We start from the raw sequence: 16,684 nt of genomic DNA on the forward strand, positions 1-16,684 counted from the left end.
AACAGAGGGAAAGGAAGGAGGGGAACATCCCCTTCTCCTTCCTTTCTTTTTTCAGGAAATACCCGTGAAGGAGGAATGGGTTTTGAATAAAACGGTCGACCGCTATACATCATTTTTCTTTCTCTTCATCGGCGTATCTTTTATCGTCGGCAGTCGGAGCATCGCGCAGAGCTCCTACGGCAGTGAAGTGGGGCCTGATATTTTCCCGTTTTGGCTCGGCGTCATCTGTTCCCTGCTCAGTGTCAGGCTGTTTTTCGAATCCTTGCGAGCGAAAGGAGAGGAGGAGCAGCAGGAAAAGAAGAGCCTCGACTACAAAAAGTTTGCCATCATCCTGGGGACTACCACGCTTTACTGTCTCTTTCTCGAAAAAATCGGTTATGTGATCGGGACATTCCTGTTTCTGCTCATTGGTTTTCAAACCATCGATAAGCGTAAATGGCCCCTGTCCACTCTCATTTCATTGGCGGTATCAGTCGGCGTGTACTACGTGTATGTCGAAATTCTGCAGGGGACTTTGCCGGGCTTTCCTTCGTGGCTCAGTCGATAAGGAGGTAGAAGCATGGATTCCGTAACTTTTTTAATCGGAGGATTTGAAACGGCACTCCAATCCCATAATTTGCTGTTCGCGTTCTTCGGCGTCTTGATCGGGACAGCGGTGGGGGTGCTCCCCGGAATTGGACCGGTTAGCGGTGTGGCCCTGTTGATACCGATCACCGCTTCGATTACCGGGGGGTTAAGCCCGGATGAAGCCGCGACGAGCTCCATCATCCTATTGGCCGGGGTCTATTACGGGGCGATGTACGGCGGATCGACGACATCCATCCTGCTCAATACACCGGGAGAAGCCTCATCCGTCGTGACTACCCTGGACGGGCATCAGATGGCCAAACAGGGAAGAGCAGGTTCCGCCTTGGCGATCTCTGCGATCGGCTCCTTCGTGGCCGGCATCTTCTCCCTGGTCGGCCTGATTTTCCTGGCGAAGCCTTTGTCGGAGCTGGCTCTCCAATTCGGGCCAGCAGAGTATTTCTCCCTCATGGTCCTGGGCCTGTGCGCTGTGAGCGGCTTGGCGGGGAAGTCGATGACGAAGGCCTTTCTGATGACCGTATTGGGCCTGTTGCTGGGTACGATTGGCATCGATGCCGTATCGGGAGTGGCCCGCTTTACGTTCGGCATTACGGAGCTTTATGAAGGCATCGAATTTTTGACCGTTGCCGTAGGGCTTTTTGCTTTAGGAGAAGTGTTTAAAACCATTCTGGAAAAGGACTACGTTTCCGGTGCCCTGGCCAAAATCAATCGCATTCTCCCCACCAAGGAAGAGATGAAGGCCAGTACCCCTCCGATCCTCAGAGGGTCGCTGTTGGGCTTTTTTGTCGGGATTTTGCCCGGTGCCGGTGCTTCGATCGCGTCCTTCTTCTCCTACATCCTGGAGAAAAAGGTGAGCAAGAATCCGGAAAAATTCGGCAAAGGTGCAATCGAGGGTGTGGCTGCTCCCGAATCAGCCAATAACGCAGCTTCGGGCGGGGCGATGATACCGCTTTTGACCATGGGGATTCCCGGATCGGGAACCACGGCCATTCTGATGGGCGCGCTGATTATGTACAACGTCCAGCCCGGCCCGCTGCTTTTCGAACAGCACCCAACCGTCGCCTGGGGATTGATCGCCAGCATGTTCATCGGAAATATCATGCTGCTCATCTTGAATATGCCGTTGATCAAAGTGTTTGCAAAAGTGATTGAAACACCGCCGAAGTTCTTGCTTCCGATGATTATCGCCATCTCGGTGTTTGGGGTATACGCAGTCCGGTTAACGACATTTGACTTGATCCTGCTCGTGATTTGCGGACTGGCCGGTTACTTTTTCACCCGCCATGACTATCCCGTAGCGCCGCTTGTGCTGGGACTGGTGTTAGGCTCGATGATCGAATACAACCTGAGACGCGCCCTGACGATCTCCAATGGAGACATGATGATTTTCCTGCAAAAGCCGATTTCTGCTCTCTTTCTAGGCATTGCGGCGGCATGGATACTGATCCCGGTCTTGATGAAAAAGCGCGGCAAAAAAGTGCTCGTCAACGAAGAGGGGTAACATTCCGCACGATTCATTTGCTCCAACTGTCATGCGAAACCCTGAATGAGGAGCTGGAAGGGGTATGAAAGAGAGAAATCATCTGGTCAGGATCGCGGAATCAGCTTTGGCGGGGATCGTGGGAGGCATCCTGTTTTCCCTCCTCCACATGCCCTTGCCCTGGATGCTCGGCCCTCTGACGACCGTGACCGTATGGCGGCTTGCGACGGGCCGCGTCCAAAGATGGCCCGCCTCATTTCGCAAGGGTGGGATGATCGTTTTTGGCTATATGCTGGGCGCTTCCTTTACACAGGAGACCGTCAAACTGATCGCGGAGCATCTGCCCTATATGGCGGTGACCACCCTGCTCATGATCACGTGCAGCATCGGACTGGGCTGCCTGGTCGCCCGTCTTGCCGGGATCGGAACGAGAAACGGGATCTACGGCTTTATCCCCGGGGGATTTTCGCAGCTCATGGCCGTCATCGACGGATCGGAGAAGCTGGAGCCGACCGTCATCGCTTTTATGCAAACCATCCGGGCGATCACTGTTATTTTCCTGGTGCCATTCGTGACCATTCATTATTTGATTACAGGCGGAACAGATGCATCTGCGGCGGCGATTCCGGCTGTCGCTGCAACTCCGTCGCTCCTGGCATACGGAGGCTATATCCTGCTGGCTGTGATCGGCGGCTTTGCGGGGAACGCACTCAAAGTTCCGGGGAATTTCCTCACGGGCTCCCTGATCACGACCTCCATTCTCGCCGGAAGCGGGTTTGCCATTCCGCCTATGCCTTCCTCGATCATTACGATTGCGCAGCTGTCACTGGGGATCTTTCTCGGCCTGCAGATCGACCCGAAAGAAATCAAGAACGTGGCAAAACTGCTCGGGTACATGGTCACAAGCAGCTTGGTGCTCGTATTGATTGCATTGTTGCAGGCATTTCTCCTGACGATCTGGACGCCGATTCAGCTGAAAACGGCATTTTTAAGCACGGCTCCCGGCGGGATTGCCGAAATGGGGATGACAGCGGTAATTGTCCACGCAGACCTGCCGTTGGTCAGCGCCTATCAAATCTTCCGTCTGTTTTTTATCATGCTGGTCGTGGTTCCACTCTTTCAGTGGTGGATGGGCAGAAGAGCGGACAAGAAAATTTCTGAAGGAAAGCCCTCGTAAAACCGAGAGAAGAGGGAGCAGCAATCATCTGTTGTTTTAAATTGTATATTTGTATACAATTATACCAATTCAGTCTTGGAGGCGATTCCATGTCACAGTATTCGGTCCCTTGCGTGGTCTACAGAGGCGGAACCAGTCGCGGTCTTTTTTTTCACCAAAAAGATTTGCCCCATGATTCGCAGGAGCAGAAAAAAATATTTTTTGCTGGCATCGATGCGTACAATCCATCGCAGGTAAACGGCCTCGGAAGCGGCACCTCCCATACCAGCAAGGTGGTGGTGATCGCACCGCCCTCCGTCGAAAGCGCGGATGTCGATTATACCTTTTACCAGATCGGGATTGGCGAAGAGGTGGCAGATGCCAAGGGAACTTGCGGCAATCTGATGGCTGCGGTGGGCGCTTTTGCCGTCGATGAAGGAATGGTTAAGGTCGATCCGGCCGATGAGTATGTGCTGGTCTCCGCATACAACACCAACATCGGAAAGATGCTGCGGCTTCATGTGCCCGTGAAGGAAGGAAGAGCGCGGGTCAGCGGCGACTACCTGATGCCCGGGGTGGTCAAGACCGGCGCAAAATATACCGTCGATATCCTGAATCCCGGCGGCGGCAAGACCGGTGCGACCATGCCGCTAGGGGCGCAGACAGCGATTCGTGTGAATGAACAGGAGATTCCAGTCTCCTTTATCGATATCGTCAATCCGTTTGTGTATGTGTCCAGCCAGTCGCTCGGGATTCGCGGCAGCGAACAGAACAGCGAGCTGGCAGGCAATACAGAGCTCTTGGAAAAGCTGGAGGCCATACGATGCGAAATGGCGGTCCAGGTAGGCATGGAAAAAACGATTGCTGATGCCAAACAGGCGCCGGCCGTGCCCAAAGTCGCCATCGTCTCCGCCCCCCAGGATTACGTCACGCCATCCGGTAAGCTGATCCGTGCGGATGAGGTGGATATCGTCGCCAAAATGGTCTCCATGGGACGTTTCCATCGCACTTTTGCGGGAAGCGGGCTGTATAATCTGGCCGCAGCGGTGCTGCTCCCGGGCACGATCCCGAACCAGCTGACTGCCAAAAAAGAGCGAGACGGGGAGCAGATCGTCCGCATCGGCCATCCGGAGGGCGTCGCCCAGGTCCGCGTATCCTTGACCGAGGATGGACGGGATGTCGCCTTTGTCGGCCTGGAAAGAACGGCGCGGCGAATCATGAAAGGCGATCTGTTCATTCCGCATTCATAATCACAGAAACGAGAGAAAAGAGGAGGAACCATCCATGTCCGATACTGTAACCAGAGCATTGGCTCGTTTTGCGCAGAGAGTCACTTTCGAATCTTTGCAGGAGAAGACTGTCGAAGAGGTAAAGCGCCGCGTCATTGATACGCTGGGCTGCCTGATTTCGGGCTACGATCAGGATGCGTCTATCGCCGCGAGGAAGCTGGCGGACCGCTACCAGCTGGAAAACGGAGCCACGATTATCGGGTCAGGGAAAAAAGCGGCGGTTGATTACGCTACGTTTGCCAATGGCACCGCCATTCGCTACCTGGATTACAATGACACCTACTTGTCTGTGGAGCCTCTTCATCCAAGCGATGTCATCGCGCCTTTGCTCGCTTTGGCGGAAGTGCGGGGCATCTCTACCCGGCGCCTGATCGCAGCGATTGCGGCGGCGTATGAGATCGGCGTCATTTTCTGTGACGCGGCCAGCCTCAAATCGAATGGCTGGGACCACGTCAACTACATCACCGTGGCGACGGTGGTAGGAGGAGCCAATCTGCTCGGGCTCACAGAAGAGCAAACCGAACAGGCCCTCGCTCTGGCCATCGTACCCCACGCGGCGATGCGCCAGACACGCAACGGCGAAATTTCCATGTGGAAGGGCGCCGCTGCGGCCAATGCCGCGAGAAACGCCGTGTTTGCCCTGCAGCTGGCGGAGTGCGGGATGAAGGGACCCTACGAGCCGTTTGAAGGCACGATGGGGATGAATTACCAAATGCTGAACCGCAAGCTTTCGTACGAGAACGTCGTAAGCAAGCTGGATGCTTGCGAGAGTCCCGCGTCCATCACGATCACCTACGTGAAAAACTGGGCCGTCGAATACATGACCCAAAGCGCCATCGAAGCAGCTCTGGAACTGCGCAAGGAACTGGGCAGCATGGAGGATGTGGAGCGTATCCACATCGAAACGTTCCAGCTGGCCTATGATATTTTGGCCAAGGACAAGCAGAAATGGGCGCCAAAAACGAGAGAAACCGCTGACCATTCGCTGCCCTACATCGTCATGGCTGCACTGGAGGACGGAAAAATTGATCTCGACACGTTCTCCGAAGAGCGATTGGCCAATCCGAAGACGTTGGAACGCCTGACCTCGATCCTGACCATCGAAGTAACAGAGGAGATGAATGCGGGGTACCCGGATGGAAACCCCAATCGCATCACGATCAGGAAAAAGGACGGCACGGTGCTGCAAAAGCTGGTGAAGCATCCTTCCGGGCATCGCGGCAACCCGATGACGAATGAGCAAATCGAGGAAAAATTCAATCGACTCACGGCCGGGTACCTTACCCCTGACGGGCAGCGGCAAGCGCTGCAAGAGATGTGGAATCTGGAGCAGAGAAGTGACTATGCCAAGCTGTTTGCCCACTTTCAAATCGAGAACAAACACTGACCAGAACACCAAGGGGGGAGAAACATGAGCTGGCTTACCAGAAAACAAGAAGAAGATCCGATTACCCGACTGCGCGCACGCTTGGCGGCCGACAAAGGCATCCTGCAGATGCCCGGCGCTCACGATGCCATGGCAGCGCTCTTGGCAAAAGAAGCGGGCTTTGAAGCCTTGTACCTCTCGGGGGCAGCCTTTTCGGCCAGTTTGGGCCTGCCTGACCTGGGCCTCATCACACTGTCGGAGCTCGCGGTTCGGACCCGCGAGATCTCCAGAGCGACGGGCCTGCCGATCCTGGTCGACGTCGATACGGGCTACGGCAGCGTACTGAACGTGACCCGGACCGTGCGCGAAATGGTGGACGCCGGAGCGGCCGCGATCCAAATCGAAGATCAGGACCTGCCGAAAAAATGCGGCCATTTGAACGGAAAGAAGCTGGTCCCCAAAGAAGAGATGGTGCTGCGAATCCAGGCGGCGCGCAAAGCCAGCGATCGCATCGTCATCGTGGCGCGAACCGACGCCAAATCGGTAGAAGGGCTCGATGCTGCCATTGACCGGGCCAAAGCCTATGTGAAAGCGGGGGCAGACGCGATTTTTCCGGAAGCGCTCCAGACGGAGGAGGAGTTTCGGAAATTTGCGCAGGCCATCGATGTGCCGCTGCTGGCCAATATGACCGAATTCGGCCAAACCCCATACTACTCGGCACAGCAATTTGAGGAATGGGGCTACAAAATGGTGATCTATCCGGTAACCTCGTTGCGTGTGGCGGCCAAGGCGATTGAACGGGCCTATCAGCTGATTCGCGACACCGGCACGCAAAAGGATGCTTTGGATGAGATGCAGACGCGGAAAGAGCTGTATGAGACGATCCGGTATTTCGAGTACGAGGATCTGGACAATCGCATCGCCAAAACCATACTGGATCAAGGACAGGGCTGAGGACGGGCCGAGGAGGAAGAGATCGTGAAACAATCGCTGACAGTGGAAGGAAAAGAGTATGTGTACTACAGTCTAAAAGACCTGCAGGGAGTAGACCCGGACGCCGTTGCCTCGCTTCCTTTTTCCATCAAGGTGCTGCTGGAAGCTGCCGTCAGACAGTGCGACGGCAAGTATATTACCCGGCAGCATGTGGAGCAGTTGGCACACTGGAAAAAAACGCAGTGGGAGAAAAAAGAGATCCCCTTCAAACCGGCGCGGATTGTCTTTCAGGACTTCACGGGCGTTCCCGCTATCGTCGACCTGGCCGCCATGCGTGATGCAGTGCGGGATGCCGGCGGAGATGCGATGAAAATCAATCCGCAAATTCCGGTTGACCTGATCATCGACCACTCCCTGATCGTCGAGCACTCCGGATCGAACGATGCTTTTAAGACAAATCTGGAGATTGAGTACCAGCGCAATCATGAGCGCTACCAATTTATCCGGTGGGCGCAAAAGGCATTCCAGAACTTCCGGGTCGTCCCCCCGGCGTCAGGAATCGTCCATCAGGTCAATCTGGAAGCATTGGCTACCGTATTGCAGACGAAAGAAGTCGAGGGAGCAATCCAGGTCTTTCCCGATTCTCTGGTCGGCACCGATTCGCATACGCCGATGATCAACGCCTTGGGGATCGTCGGCTGGGGAGTAGGCGGCATCGAGGCGGAAGCGGCGATGCTCGGCCAGCCTCTCTACTTTGTGATTCCCGAGGTCGTCGGGATTAAGCTGCGCGGCAGGCTCTCCGAGGGCGTCACCGCGACAGATCTGGCCTTGACCATCACCAGCATGCTGCGGCGGAAAGGGGTGGTCGGCAAATTCGTGGAATTCTTCGGTCCGGGTCTGAAGCATCTTTCTCTGGCTGACCGCTCAACGGTGGCCAATATGGCTCCCGAATACGGGGCGACCATGGGCTTTTTCCCGACCGACGACACCGCCCTGGATTACCTCCGGCAAACCGGGAGGGGCCAGCATGTGCCGCTTGCGGAAGCTTATTTGAAGGCGCAAGGAATGTTCCGGACCGATGAGACGCCCGACCCTGACTTCACCATCGTGCTGGAGCTGGATTTGGGCGCCATCCAGCCGACGCTGGCCGGACCCAAACGGCCGCAGGATCGCATCGAGCTCTCGGCGATGAAATCCTCCTTTGATGAAGCGGTAAGTACTCCGGTGGCAGAGAGAGGCTACGGGCTGAGCCCGGCCGAGTTGGATAAAAAAGCAGCGTTGCCCCATCTGGCAAAAGAGCTGGGGACGGGCGCTGTTGTACTGGCTGCCATTACGAGCTGCACCAATACCTCCAATCCGTCTGTGATGATCGCGGCCGGTCTGGTCGCGAAAAAAGCGGCCGAGCTGGGACTTGTCAAGCCTTCCTATGTGAAGAGCACGCTGACGCCCGGCTCCACGGTCGTGACCGAATACCTGCGCGAAGCGGGACTGCTGCGCTATCTGGAGCAGCTCGGCTTTTACATCGACGGCTACGGGTGCGCGACCTGCTGCGGCAACAGCGGCTCGCTCCATCCTGAGGTGGAGCAGGCGATCAAGGATAACCAGATGCTCGTCGCTTCCGTCTTGAGCGGCAACCGCAATTTCGAAGGACGGGTCCATCCGCTGATTAAAGCCAACTATCTGGCTTCACCGCCGCTCGTCATCGTCTATGCGCTGGCAGGGACGGTCCGGATTGATTTTGAAAACGAACCGATTGGCTATGGGCATCAGAACCAGGCGGTCTATCTCAAGGACATCTGGCCGTCCAACGAGGAGATCGAGAGCGTCATTGCGTCCACTTTGCGCCCGGAACTGTTCCGCAAACAGTACGAGCATCTCTTTGAGAATGAGAGATGGGCATCGATCCAAGCGCCGGAAGGCATGAACTATCTGTGGGATGAACAGTCTACCTACATTCAGAAAGCGCCCTACTTTACCGAGGAATTTGCCCGCGCGGGAGCGGACGCCTCGCTGAAAGACATGCGCGCCCTGCTGCTTTTGGGTGATTCGATTACCACGGACCACATCTCCCCCGCAGGCCGGATCAGCACGGACAGCCCAGCCGGAGTGTTCCTGTCGGATAAGGGCGTCAAGGTCCAGGATTACAACTCCTACGGAGCGCGACGCGGCAATCATCACGTCATGATGCGCGGCACGTTTGCAAACATTCGGATTCGCAACAAGCTGGCAGGCGGAAAAGAAGGCGGCTATACCCAGTATTTGCCGACAGGAGAGATCCTTCCCGTGTATGAGGCCGCGATGAAATATAAAGCGGACAAGACCGGGCTCATCATCATTGCCGGGAAAGAATACGGAACGGGCAGCTCACGAGACTGGGCAGCCAAGGGAACGTATCTCCTGGGAGTCAAGGCAGTTTTAGCGGAGAGCTTTGAGAGAATCCACAGAAGCAATCTGGTCGGCATGGGTGTTCTTCCCCTGCAATTTGAGGAAGGGGAAAACGCTGAAAGATTGGGTTTGGACGGAACCGAAACTTTTGCTATGATAGGTGTAGAAAATGGGATTGAACCAGGTCAAAAGGTGACCATACAAGCCGTAAAACAGGATCAATCGGTGGTGGAATTCCGGGCAATCGTGCGTCTTGACAGTAACGTGGAAGTGGAATATTACCGCAACGGGGGAATCTTGCAAACGGTGTTGCAACCTTATATGAGCTGAACATTCCTTCCCGGAGATAGGACCACCGGTTCTATCGCGCAAGCCCGGTGGCCAGAGGATCTCTTAGAAAGGATAATCCGTATGCAAATACCATCGTATAGCAAAAGGCTTTCTGCAAGCGATGTCGCCTACCTGGAAGTAAAGCGCTGTATAACGGAGTGGGAGTACGCTCCCGGGGTACAGTTGATTGAGGAGAATCTCTCCAAGGATTTGGAAGTGAGCCGGACGCCGCTTCGGCAGGCTCTCTACCGGCTGGAGCTGGAAGGGTTAATCATCAGACAGCCAAACGGTCGAATCCACGTCGCGCCGATTACGGTAGAAGAAGTGGAAGAGATATTCAAGGTGCGGGAGGTATTGGAGGGGCTGCTTGCTCGTGAAGCTACCGCTCACGTCACCGTGGAACATTTGCAGCGCCTGGAGGACGTACTGGAGCTGATGCGCCGGGCAGCCGAACAGAACCGCAATCAGGATACCGTCAAAAACGGAAGCAACTTTCACCAAATTCTCCATGACTTGAGCGGCAACCATACAGCGATGCGCTTTTTGGAACAGTTGAACAGCAGAATCGAGCGCTACCGCCGGATAGGCGGCTACAAAAACCCCGGTTATGTGGCCATGCGTCCGGTAGAGGAGCACCAGCAAATCTTCCTCGCCGTCAGCAAGGGAGATGCCGCCGAGGTAGAAGCGGCGATGCGTCAGCACATTAGACACAGCTTCTATGTGGCAAAAGAGACGCTGGAATTGTATTTAAAAAATGATTAGCGGCAGGGAAAAGAGCTTTTCCTCCGAAAAGGAGCGGCACCTCGATTGTTAGAGCTTCTAACAATGGGAGGTGCCGTTTTTCTCTGGCCATTTTCCGGGAAAGAGCTTACCGAAACCGTGTCTACTTTTTCAGGCTTGCTTCAGGATGATGCAGGGCTCTCTTTTTGTGTATAGCCCTGGAGTAGCTCCATCTCTTCTTCGGTGAGCTCCCGGTATTCGCCCGGCTCCAGATTTTCGTCCAAATGGATGGGACCCATCCGGACACGCTGGAGGTAGATCACCTCGAGATCAAAGGAGGCAAACATCCGTTTTACCTGATGGAATTTGCCTTCCATGATGGTGACGCGGATTTCGGAAATCTCTCCCGAGGAGAGGATCTCCAGTTTGGCGGGGAGGGTCGTAAAATCCTCCAGCTCGACACCGCGAGCGAATTCCTCCACATGCCGGTCAGTCACACGGCCCTTGATGCGGGCGAAGTATTCCTTGTCCACCTTTTTTTTGGGCGACAGGAGGTTGTGAGAGAGTTGTCCGTCATTGGTCAAAATAAGCAGCCCTTCGGTATCGATGTCCAGGCGGCCGACCGGAAACACCTTGATCGCCCACTCGTAGGGGAGGAGATCGACGACCGTCTCGTGCAGATTGTCTTCCGTAGCCGAGACGACGCCCGGCGGCTTGTTCAGCATGATGTAGAGCCAGCGTTTGAAATGGATCGGCTCGCCGTCCACGGTGATCTCCTGTTCTTCCGGAATCACATGCATGCCGGGATCAGTGGCGACTACACCGTCGATGACGACCAGCTTTTTCTTCACCAGCTGTTTGACTTCTTTGCGCGTCCCAAAACCCATATTGGCCAGGACCTTATCTAAACGTTCTCGCTTCATGCGAATTCCCCGTTTCTCTTCATGATCTTGCGTGCTTTTCTTATATTGGCCCAAGCCCCACCGTAAATCAAGGGGTGCCAAGGATTTACTCTTGCACAAACCAAAAACATCTGCTATATTTATTTTTGTTTCAAATACATCTGGAGAGATACCCAAGTGGTCATAAGGGGACGCACTCGAAATGCGTTAGGCGTCGTGAGGCGTGCGTGGGTTCGAATCCCACTCTCTCCGCCATACATACACACAGAGATCAGCCATATCAGGCTGGTCTTTTTTTATTGTTTTGATTACTTCTTTCAAAAAGTTAGTGGCTTGACAAAATAAATAAACAAAATGTAACATACTTAGGGGCTGCTGAACGGTTTTCAAACTTCAAAAATGTTTCCAAAAGCAGGAATTCTATAGGAAAGAAGACGGTTTAACCAGGAGACAAAAAAATCCCGCAGCCTACGCTCGAGGTTCATCACCAGGAGCTGAAGCGCGATGACGGTTTCACTTGTTTTCGCAAGGCATGCTCGAATACGGCCAAGCCCATACCTGCGCTTGCCCTCACCAAATTTGCCTTCTATGGCGTTGCGTTTTCGTGCATCTTGTCTTGCGACTCGCCGTTGTTCTGTCGCTTCTTCGCCTTGTACGGGACGGCCAAGCGCCGGACCGCTCAAACGAATGCCATGCGCTTTGCAAAATGCCCTGTTTTGCCGGGTGCGATAGATTTGATCGGCAAGTACCGCCTTCGGGTAACAACCAAAGCGTCTCTTGTATGCTTCTACAGATTCGATCAGCGTCACCCCTTCGTTGAAGCTGTCCCATGATAGACGCTCCAGAAAAGCATAACCGTTCACCATGCTGACCGATACTTTGGCGCCAAACTCTACTCGCGCTTTCGCTTTGCCGCGTACGACCGGGCGGACGTGCGGTTGGTGGATGCTCACGATTCGATCTTCGATCTGATGCGTTTTGCGTTCAAACATCATGCGTTGCTGTCGATACAGTTCCTGAATCACAAGCAAGTCGCGATATTGTTTCCGGCTCAAAAGTGTCAGCGGCTGCCGTGAGGCCATGTTGCGGATAATTTGAAGGTTACGTGCTACATACCGGAGTTGCTTGCCGATCGCTCGACGAATCACCTTGCCGTTTGCACGACGCTGTTTGGCCACGGCCAGGTACTCCTTTCGAGCTTTATCCCGATAAGTCCGTGGTTTGCGGGAACGACCAATCTGTGGAGCATGTAACGTATCGATGATCTCCTCCAGTTTCTCACGCGCCTCGTTCAGCAAGTTCAAATCGGTTGGGTACGCCACATCCGCCGGGGCACATGTGGCATCCAGCAACAAGACACCCTGGTTCGGATCTTCCTCGGATGTTGAGTGACGCTTGGTCGTACGTTTACCTTTGGATTTTGTACCTGATTTTGGTTCATCGTCACGGTCGGAATCTGGAATTGATTTAGCGGCCTCAACCGCGATGATCTCGTTGATTTCACGGAGAACCGGTTCGCCTAAACGTTTGCGAAAATGCGTCATGAGCGACGGGTGGAACGGTGGATGATCCTGATAGCCTTCCAGCCCGATGAAGTATTGCAGATACGGGTTTTCGACAATCTGCTGGACCGTTTCCCGGTCCGACAGTTGCAAACGTTCCTGAATGATGAGTGCCCCGAGAGCGACACGGATGGAAACGGCCTTTTGTCCACGAAACGATATGCGGAAGGACTTGGCATACTTTTTCTCTGCATGTGCCCACGGTACCAACCGAGCCAACTTGACCCAGCGATTTTCTTTACTCAACTTGCCGCCAAATGGCAAGAAAAAATCATCAGGGAGAAGCAGTTGATTTTCACGATGAGAGAGAAATTCGTACATTCAGATCCGCTCCATGTGCAAGGAATTTGAAGAAAAATCGTCGATTTCCTTGCACATGATTTCGATGAAAGCGAGGCAAAACCCTTGTGGTTACAGTATTTTTTATCTGTTCAGCAGCCCCTACTTATATAAGGTAAGTTTGGTTTGGCGTGTTTCCGGCAGCCGTCATCTGCGAAAAATAACGAGACAGCATAGGGTAGAGATGACTGCTCTCTGGAAATCCCATGTAGTAGGTTTGCTGTTTTGCAAGGTGTTTGCGAGGAAATTTGGTACTTTATTGAAAAAAGGAGATGGAACACATGTCAAACGTAAATCTGGCTGTCATTTACTACAGCTCCACCGGTACCAACTATCAGCTCGCCCAGTGGGCTGCCGAGGGAGCCAAAGAAGCGGGAGCTGAAGTCAAAATCCTCAAGGTTCCTGAACTGGCACCACAGGCTGCCATCGAGTCGAATCCAGCCTGGAAGGCACATGTAGAAGCAACCAAGGATGTGCCGGAAGTGTCCCTGGATGATCTGGAGTGGGCGGATGCCATCATCTTCAGTGTGCCCACCCGTTTCGGCAACGTGCCAGGGCAAGTAAAGCAATTTTTGGATACCACGGGCGGCCTCTGGTTCCATGGCAAGCTGGCCAATAAAGTCGTCAGCGCGATGTCCTCGGCTCAAAACTCCCATGGCGGACAGGAGCAGACGATCCTGCAGTTGTACACGACGATGTACCATTGGGGAGCGATTGTGGCTGCGCCAGGCTATACCGATCCCGTTATTTTCGGTGCGGGCGGCAACCCTTACGGAACCAGCGTAACGGTAGACACGAATGGAAACATGGTGGAAGACGTCCAGGGGGCAGTCAAACACCAGGCGAAGCGGACCGTAACCGTAGCGCAGTGGGTGAAAAGCGGACTCCAACAAGAAGGTTAAGAACAAGCAGGAGGTAACGCAGGTTATCCCCTGCTTTTATTTTTGTCGAAACAGCTCCAAGAATAGGGGGAAAATAACCAAATGCAGCGGAGTGGACGATAGGTGGGGAGTTGACAAAAGAAGGCCCAACCGGTACTATTATCTCAAATTAAAGATTTATGATTTTGAAACAAATTGCTTTGATATCTGAAAAAGCTGCAACCGAAAGCTGTATATGAGGACATTTTGCATGGGAGCAAGGGAAACCATACGAGTAAGGAGTGAGTGCATATGAAGCTGCAAACAGCAGGAATCCACCACGTCACCGCTTTCGTGGGAGATGCCCAGCGCAACGTGGATTTTTACGCAGGCATTCTCGGACTGCGACTGGTAAAGAAAACGATCAATTTTGACCAGCCGGAGGTTTATCATCTTTATTTCGGAGATGAGCAGGGAAATCCCGGGACAATCATAACGTTTTTCCCATGGCCCCAAGGGCAGAAAGGGAAAATCGGCGGGGGACAAGTCGGGATTACCACATACGCGGTGCCGCCGGGCTCCCTGCCATTTTGGATGGAGCGGCTGGCTGCCTATGGGGTTGCGTATGAGAAGACGGCCAGATTCTCGGAGGAGTTTTTGTCTTTTGCCGATTTTGACGGCCTTCAGCTTGAAATCGTCGAGCGGGCGGATGGTCCGCAAAGCACCTGGTCCTTCGCGGGCGTACCCGCAGACAAAGCGATTAAGGGCTTTGGAGGAGCAGTCTTGTACAGTGCGGCTCCTGCCAAAACCGCGGCCGTGCTGGAGGGTTCGCTGGGGATGACGCGGGCAGGGGAGCAGGATGGATTTATCCGCTTCCACACTACCGGCCATCTCGGGAATGTGATTGATATGCCGGCGGAACCGGTTCCCTTTGGGGCAGGGGGGACGGGGACGGTTCACCACATCGCCTGGAGAACCAAAGACGATCAGGAGCAGCTCATCTGGAGAGGGGAGCTTCAGCAGCAAGGGTATCACCCCACAACGGTTCAGCCCCGGCAGTATTTCAACGCCATCTATTTCCGGGAATCGGGAGGAATCCTGTTTGAAATTGCGACGGATCCGCCGGGCTTTGCCATAGATGAAGAACCGGGCTCCCTGGGTGAAAAGCTGATGCTGCCTGAATGGTATGAGCCGTATCGCGGACAGATTGAACGGAATTTGGCTCCGATTGAGGTGCGCCAGCTGGAGGTGAAGAAGCCGTGATTCACTTGTTCCAGAAAGGGGCGGATGAGAGTGCCCCCATCCTCGTTCTCTTCCACGGTACCGGAGGGAATGAGCATGATCTATTGCCGCTGGCTCGGTTCATTTCCCCGGCATCATCTGTTCTCAGTGTAAGAGGAAATGTGCTGGAGAACGGCATGCCTCGCTTCTTTCGCCGGTTGGCTGAAGGTGTCTTTGATGAAGCCGATTTAGTCGCCCGGACACAGGAGATGAAGGCTTTCCTGGGTGAAGCGGTGGAGAAATATGAGTTGGACCCGAACAATCTGGTTGGTGTCGGGTACTCCAACGGCGCCAATATCATTGGGAGTTTGCTGTTTCATTATGGAGATCTCTTTCGAGCGGCCATCCTGCATCATCCGATGGTGCCGCTCCGAGGCTTGCCGCTGCCGGATATGTCGCGATTAGCCGTTTTTATCGGTGCAGGAGCCAATGATCCGATCTGTTCTCCCCAGGAGACGGAAGAGCTGCAATCCCTGTTGGAATCAGCTGGAGCGTCTGTAGAGGTGCATTGGGAACATCGAGGCCATCAGCTTACCCAGACAGAGGCGGAAGCGGCTGCCCGCTGGTTTCAAAACAATTTGCCCTCCAACAGCTAGCATCAAAAGACCCGCTCTTGTACAGGTAAACTCATAAGAATGAGCATTCAAACGGCTGGCTCTGAACAGTTAGCACCAGATCTGTTAACGCGCAAACAGCCAGCCAAACGGCCAGCGGTTTTATCAGCCATTTTGGTTCGGACAGCTCCTTGTTCGAGGCAGGATGGCTGTTCTTCTGGCATTTTGTCTAGTTTTTGCTGATTTTTTTCATTTTCATCTTGATTCGGAGGCGCAAAGCTTATATACTCTTTTTTGTTGATCAAGTTTATGCTAACTACATTCTTTCAAACCGAATTAAAAAACTATTGACTATTGATAAAAGGTATGCTAGAATTGGAATTCCGTGAGGGGTTAACGACAGACACGAAGTTCTCTCGGAATCAATCACGATCGATGGATGGATGTCCGAGTGGCCGAAGGAGCACGATTGGAAATCGTGTAGACGGGGATGACTCGTCTCGTGGGTTCAAATCCCACTCCATCCGCCATTACTCACGGCCCGTTGGTGAAGCGGTTTAACACAGCAGCCTTTCACGCTGTCATACAGGGGTTCGAATCCCCTACGGGTCACCATACTACCCCAAAAAGTAAAGTGAATGCTTTGTAGCAGCACTGAGTACTTTGCGGGAGCCCCAAAACAACTGTTGAGGGGTATCTGGAGGCTTAGCTCAGCTGGGAGAGCATCTGCCTTACAAGCAGAGGGTCGGCGGTTCGATCCCGTCAGCCTCCACCATTTATAAGGATGGTCAGCCAAGCAGCGCTGACTATTGATCATCCTAATCGTCGCGGGATGGAGCAGTCTGGCAGCTCGTCGGGCTCATAACCCGAAGGTCGCAGGTTCAAATCCTGCTCCCGCAACCAAATCTACTTGAACTACATCGAAATAAACTTCTTGGGTCA

At 53.8% G+C, this 16,684-nt stretch carries 14 protein-coding genes and 5 tRNA genes; 16 read left to right on the forward strand and 3 right to left on the reverse strand.

Features of this window, described 5'->3' with window-relative positions:
• Positions 1–82 precede the first annotated feature (82 nt).
• The 8 genes from JD108_RS00245 (at position 83) to JD108_RS00280 (ending at position 10,286) form a co-directional block, all read left to right on the forward strand.
• Positions 83–547 carry a tripartite tricarboxylate transporter TctB family protein gene (locus JD108_RS00245; RefSeq protein WP_198828080.1) on the forward strand — a complete coding sequence of 155 codons (465 nt, stop codon included), beginning with the start codon at positions 83–85 and terminating at the stop codon, positions 545–547.
• 12 nt (positions 548–559) lie between these two features.
• Complete coding sequence (locus tag JD108_RS00250) at positions 560–2,086, forward strand: tripartite tricarboxylate transporter permease (RefSeq protein ID WP_198828081.1); 1,527 nt, start codon at positions 560–562, stop codon at positions 2,084–2,086.
• A gap of 64 nt (positions 2,087–2,150) precedes the next feature.
• Positions 2,151–3,242, forward strand: a complete 1,092-nt coding sequence (locus tag JD108_RS00255) for an AbrB family transcriptional regulator (protein WP_198828082.1) — start codon at positions 2,151–2,153, stop codon at positions 3,240–3,242.
• Positions 3,243–3,331: 89 nt separating this feature from the next.
• On the forward strand, positions 3,332–4,471 hold the full coding sequence (locus tag JD108_RS00260; RefSeq protein WP_198828083.1) for a PrpF domain-containing protein: 1,140 nt from the start codon (positions 3,332–3,334) through the stop codon (positions 4,469–4,471).
• A 34-nt stretch (positions 4,472–4,505) separates the two neighbouring features.
• Entirely contained in the window at positions 4,506–5,897 is a 1,392-nt protein-coding gene (locus tag JD108_RS00265) for an MmgE/PrpD family protein (protein WP_198828084.1), read from the forward strand.
• A gap of 24 nt (positions 5,898–5,921) precedes the next feature.
• The gene (gene prpB / locus JD108_RS00270; protein WP_198828085.1) at positions 5,922–6,830 is read left to right on the forward strand and encodes a methylisocitrate lyase; all 909 of its coding nucleotides are present in this window, start codon (positions 5,922–5,924) and stop codon (positions 6,828–6,830) included.
• A gap of 24 nt (positions 6,831–6,854) precedes the next feature.
• Positions 6,855–9,524 (forward strand): aconitate hydratase AcnA, encoded by a 2,670-nt coding sequence (gene acnA / locus JD108_RS00275; protein WP_228728252.1) that lies wholly within the window; start codon positions 6,855–6,857, stop codon positions 9,522–9,524.
• 81 nt (positions 9,525–9,605) lie between these two features.
• On the forward strand, positions 9,606–10,286 hold the full coding sequence (locus JD108_RS00280; protein ID WP_198828086.1) for a GntR family transcriptional regulator: 681 nt from the start codon (positions 9,606–9,608) through the stop codon (positions 10,284–10,286).
• Positions 10,287–10,426: 140 nt separating this feature from the next.
• Here JD108_RS00280 and JD108_RS00285 read toward each other — a convergent pair whose 3' ends face one another.
• Entirely contained in the window at positions 10,427–11,167 is a 741-nt protein-coding gene (locus JD108_RS00285; RefSeq protein ID WP_198828087.1) for a pseudouridine synthase, read from the reverse strand.
• A gap of 142 nt (positions 11,168–11,309) precedes the next feature.
• Between JD108_RS00285 and JD108_RS00290 the strand changes: the two genes are divergently transcribed.
• Positions 11,310–11,401 (forward strand) — tRNA-Ser (locus JD108_RS00290).
• A 131-nt stretch (positions 11,402–11,532) separates the two neighbouring features.
• Here the strand turns inward: JD108_RS00290 and JD108_RS00295 are convergent.
• Positions 11,533–13,029 carry an IS5 family transposase gene (locus JD108_RS00295; protein ID WP_198826818.1) on the reverse strand — a complete coding sequence of 499 codons (1,497 nt, stop codon included), beginning with the start codon at positions 13,027–13,029 and terminating at the stop codon, positions 11,533–11,535.
• A 299-nt stretch (positions 13,030–13,328) separates the two neighbouring features.
• On the opposite strand from JD108_RS00295, the gene wrbA reads away from it, so the two are divergent.
• The 3 genes from wrbA to JD108_RS00310 all read left to right on the forward strand — a co-directional run bounded on the left by wrbA (position 13,329) and on the right by JD108_RS00310 (position 15,784).
• Positions 13,329–13,949, forward strand: coding sequence for an NAD(P)H:quinone oxidoreductase (gene wrbA / locus JD108_RS00300; RefSeq protein ID WP_198828088.1), 621 nt, complete (start codon positions 13,329–13,331; stop codon positions 13,947–13,949).
• Positions 13,950–14,219: 270 nt separating this feature from the next.
• Positions 14,220–15,170, forward strand: coding sequence for a ring-cleaving dioxygenase (locus tag JD108_RS00305; protein ID WP_198828089.1), 951 nt, complete (start codon positions 14,220–14,222; stop codon positions 15,168–15,170).
• Complete coding sequence (locus tag JD108_RS00310; protein ID WP_198828090.1) at positions 15,167–15,784, forward strand: alpha/beta hydrolase; 618 nt, start codon at positions 15,167–15,169, stop codon at positions 15,782–15,784. The genes JD108_RS00305 and JD108_RS00310 overlap by 4 nt, the downstream gene beginning before the upstream one ends.
• Before the next feature lie 47 nt (positions 15,785–15,831).
• Here JD108_RS00310 and JD108_RS00315 read toward each other — a convergent pair whose 3' ends face one another.
• The gene (locus tag JD108_RS00315) at positions 15,832–16,047 is read right to left on the reverse strand and encodes a hypothetical protein (protein WP_198828091.1); all 216 of its coding nucleotides are present in this window, start codon (positions 16,045–16,047) and stop codon (positions 15,832–15,834) included.
• A 132-nt stretch (positions 16,048–16,179) separates the two neighbouring features.
• Between JD108_RS00315 and JD108_RS00320 the strand changes: the two genes are divergently transcribed.
• The 4 genes from JD108_RS00320 to JD108_RS00335 all read left to right on the forward strand — a co-directional run bounded on the left by JD108_RS00320 (position 16,180) and on the right by JD108_RS00335 (position 16,645).
• A tRNA-Ser gene (locus tag JD108_RS00320) sits at positions 16,180–16,272 on the forward strand.
• A gap of 8 nt (positions 16,273–16,280) precedes the next feature.
• A tRNA-Glu gene (locus JD108_RS00325) sits at positions 16,281–16,357 on the forward strand.
• Positions 16,358–16,441: 84 nt separating this feature from the next.
• Positions 16,442–16,517 (forward strand) — tRNA-Val (locus tag JD108_RS00330).
• A gap of 51 nt (positions 16,518–16,568) precedes the next feature.
• A tRNA-Met gene (locus tag JD108_RS00335) sits at positions 16,569–16,645 on the forward strand.
• The last annotated feature ends 39 nt before the right edge of the window (positions 16,646–16,684 follow it).

Source organism: Brevibacillus composti (assembly GCF_016406105.1).
GTDB lineage: Bacteria > Bacillota > Bacilli > Brevibacillales > Brevibacillaceae > Brevibacillus > Brevibacillus composti.

Coding starts and splice junctions, on each gene's coding strand:
- prpB (WP_198828085.1), top strand. CDS start 5,922: ATGAGCTGGCTTACCAGAAAACAAGAAGAAGATCCGATTACCCGACTG.
- JD108_RS00265 (WP_198828084.1), top strand. CDS start 4,506: ATGTCCGATACTGTAACCAGAGCATTGGCTCGTTTTGCGCAGAGAGTC.
- JD108_RS00295 (WP_198826818.1), bottom strand. CDS start 13,029: ATGTACGAATTTCTCTCTCATCGTGAAAATCAACTGCTTCTCCCTGAT.
- JD108_RS00250 (WP_198828081.1), top strand. CDS start 560: ATGGATTCCGTAACTTTTTTAATCGGAGGATTTGAAACGGCACTCCAA.
- JD108_RS00255 (WP_198828082.1), top strand. CDS start 2,151: ATGAAAGAGAGAAATCATCTGGTCAGGATCGCGGAATCAGCTTTGGCG.
- JD108_RS00280 (WP_198828086.1), top strand. CDS start 9,606: ATGCAAATACCATCGTATAGCAAAAGGCTTTCTGCAAGCGATGTCGCC.
- JD108_RS00260 (WP_198828083.1), top strand. CDS start 3,332: ATGTCACAGTATTCGGTCCCTTGCGTGGTCTACAGAGGCGGAACCAGT.
- JD108_RS00305 (WP_198828089.1), top strand. CDS start 14,220: ATGAAGCTGCAAACAGCAGGAATCCACCACGTCACCGCTTTCGTGGGA.
- wrbA (WP_198828088.1), top strand. CDS start 13,329: ATGTCAAACGTAAATCTGGCTGTCATTTACTACAGCTCCACCGGTACC.
- JD108_RS00285 (WP_198828087.1), bottom strand. CDS start 11,167: ATGAAGCGAGAACGTTTAGATAAGGTCCTGGCCAATATGGGTTTTGGG.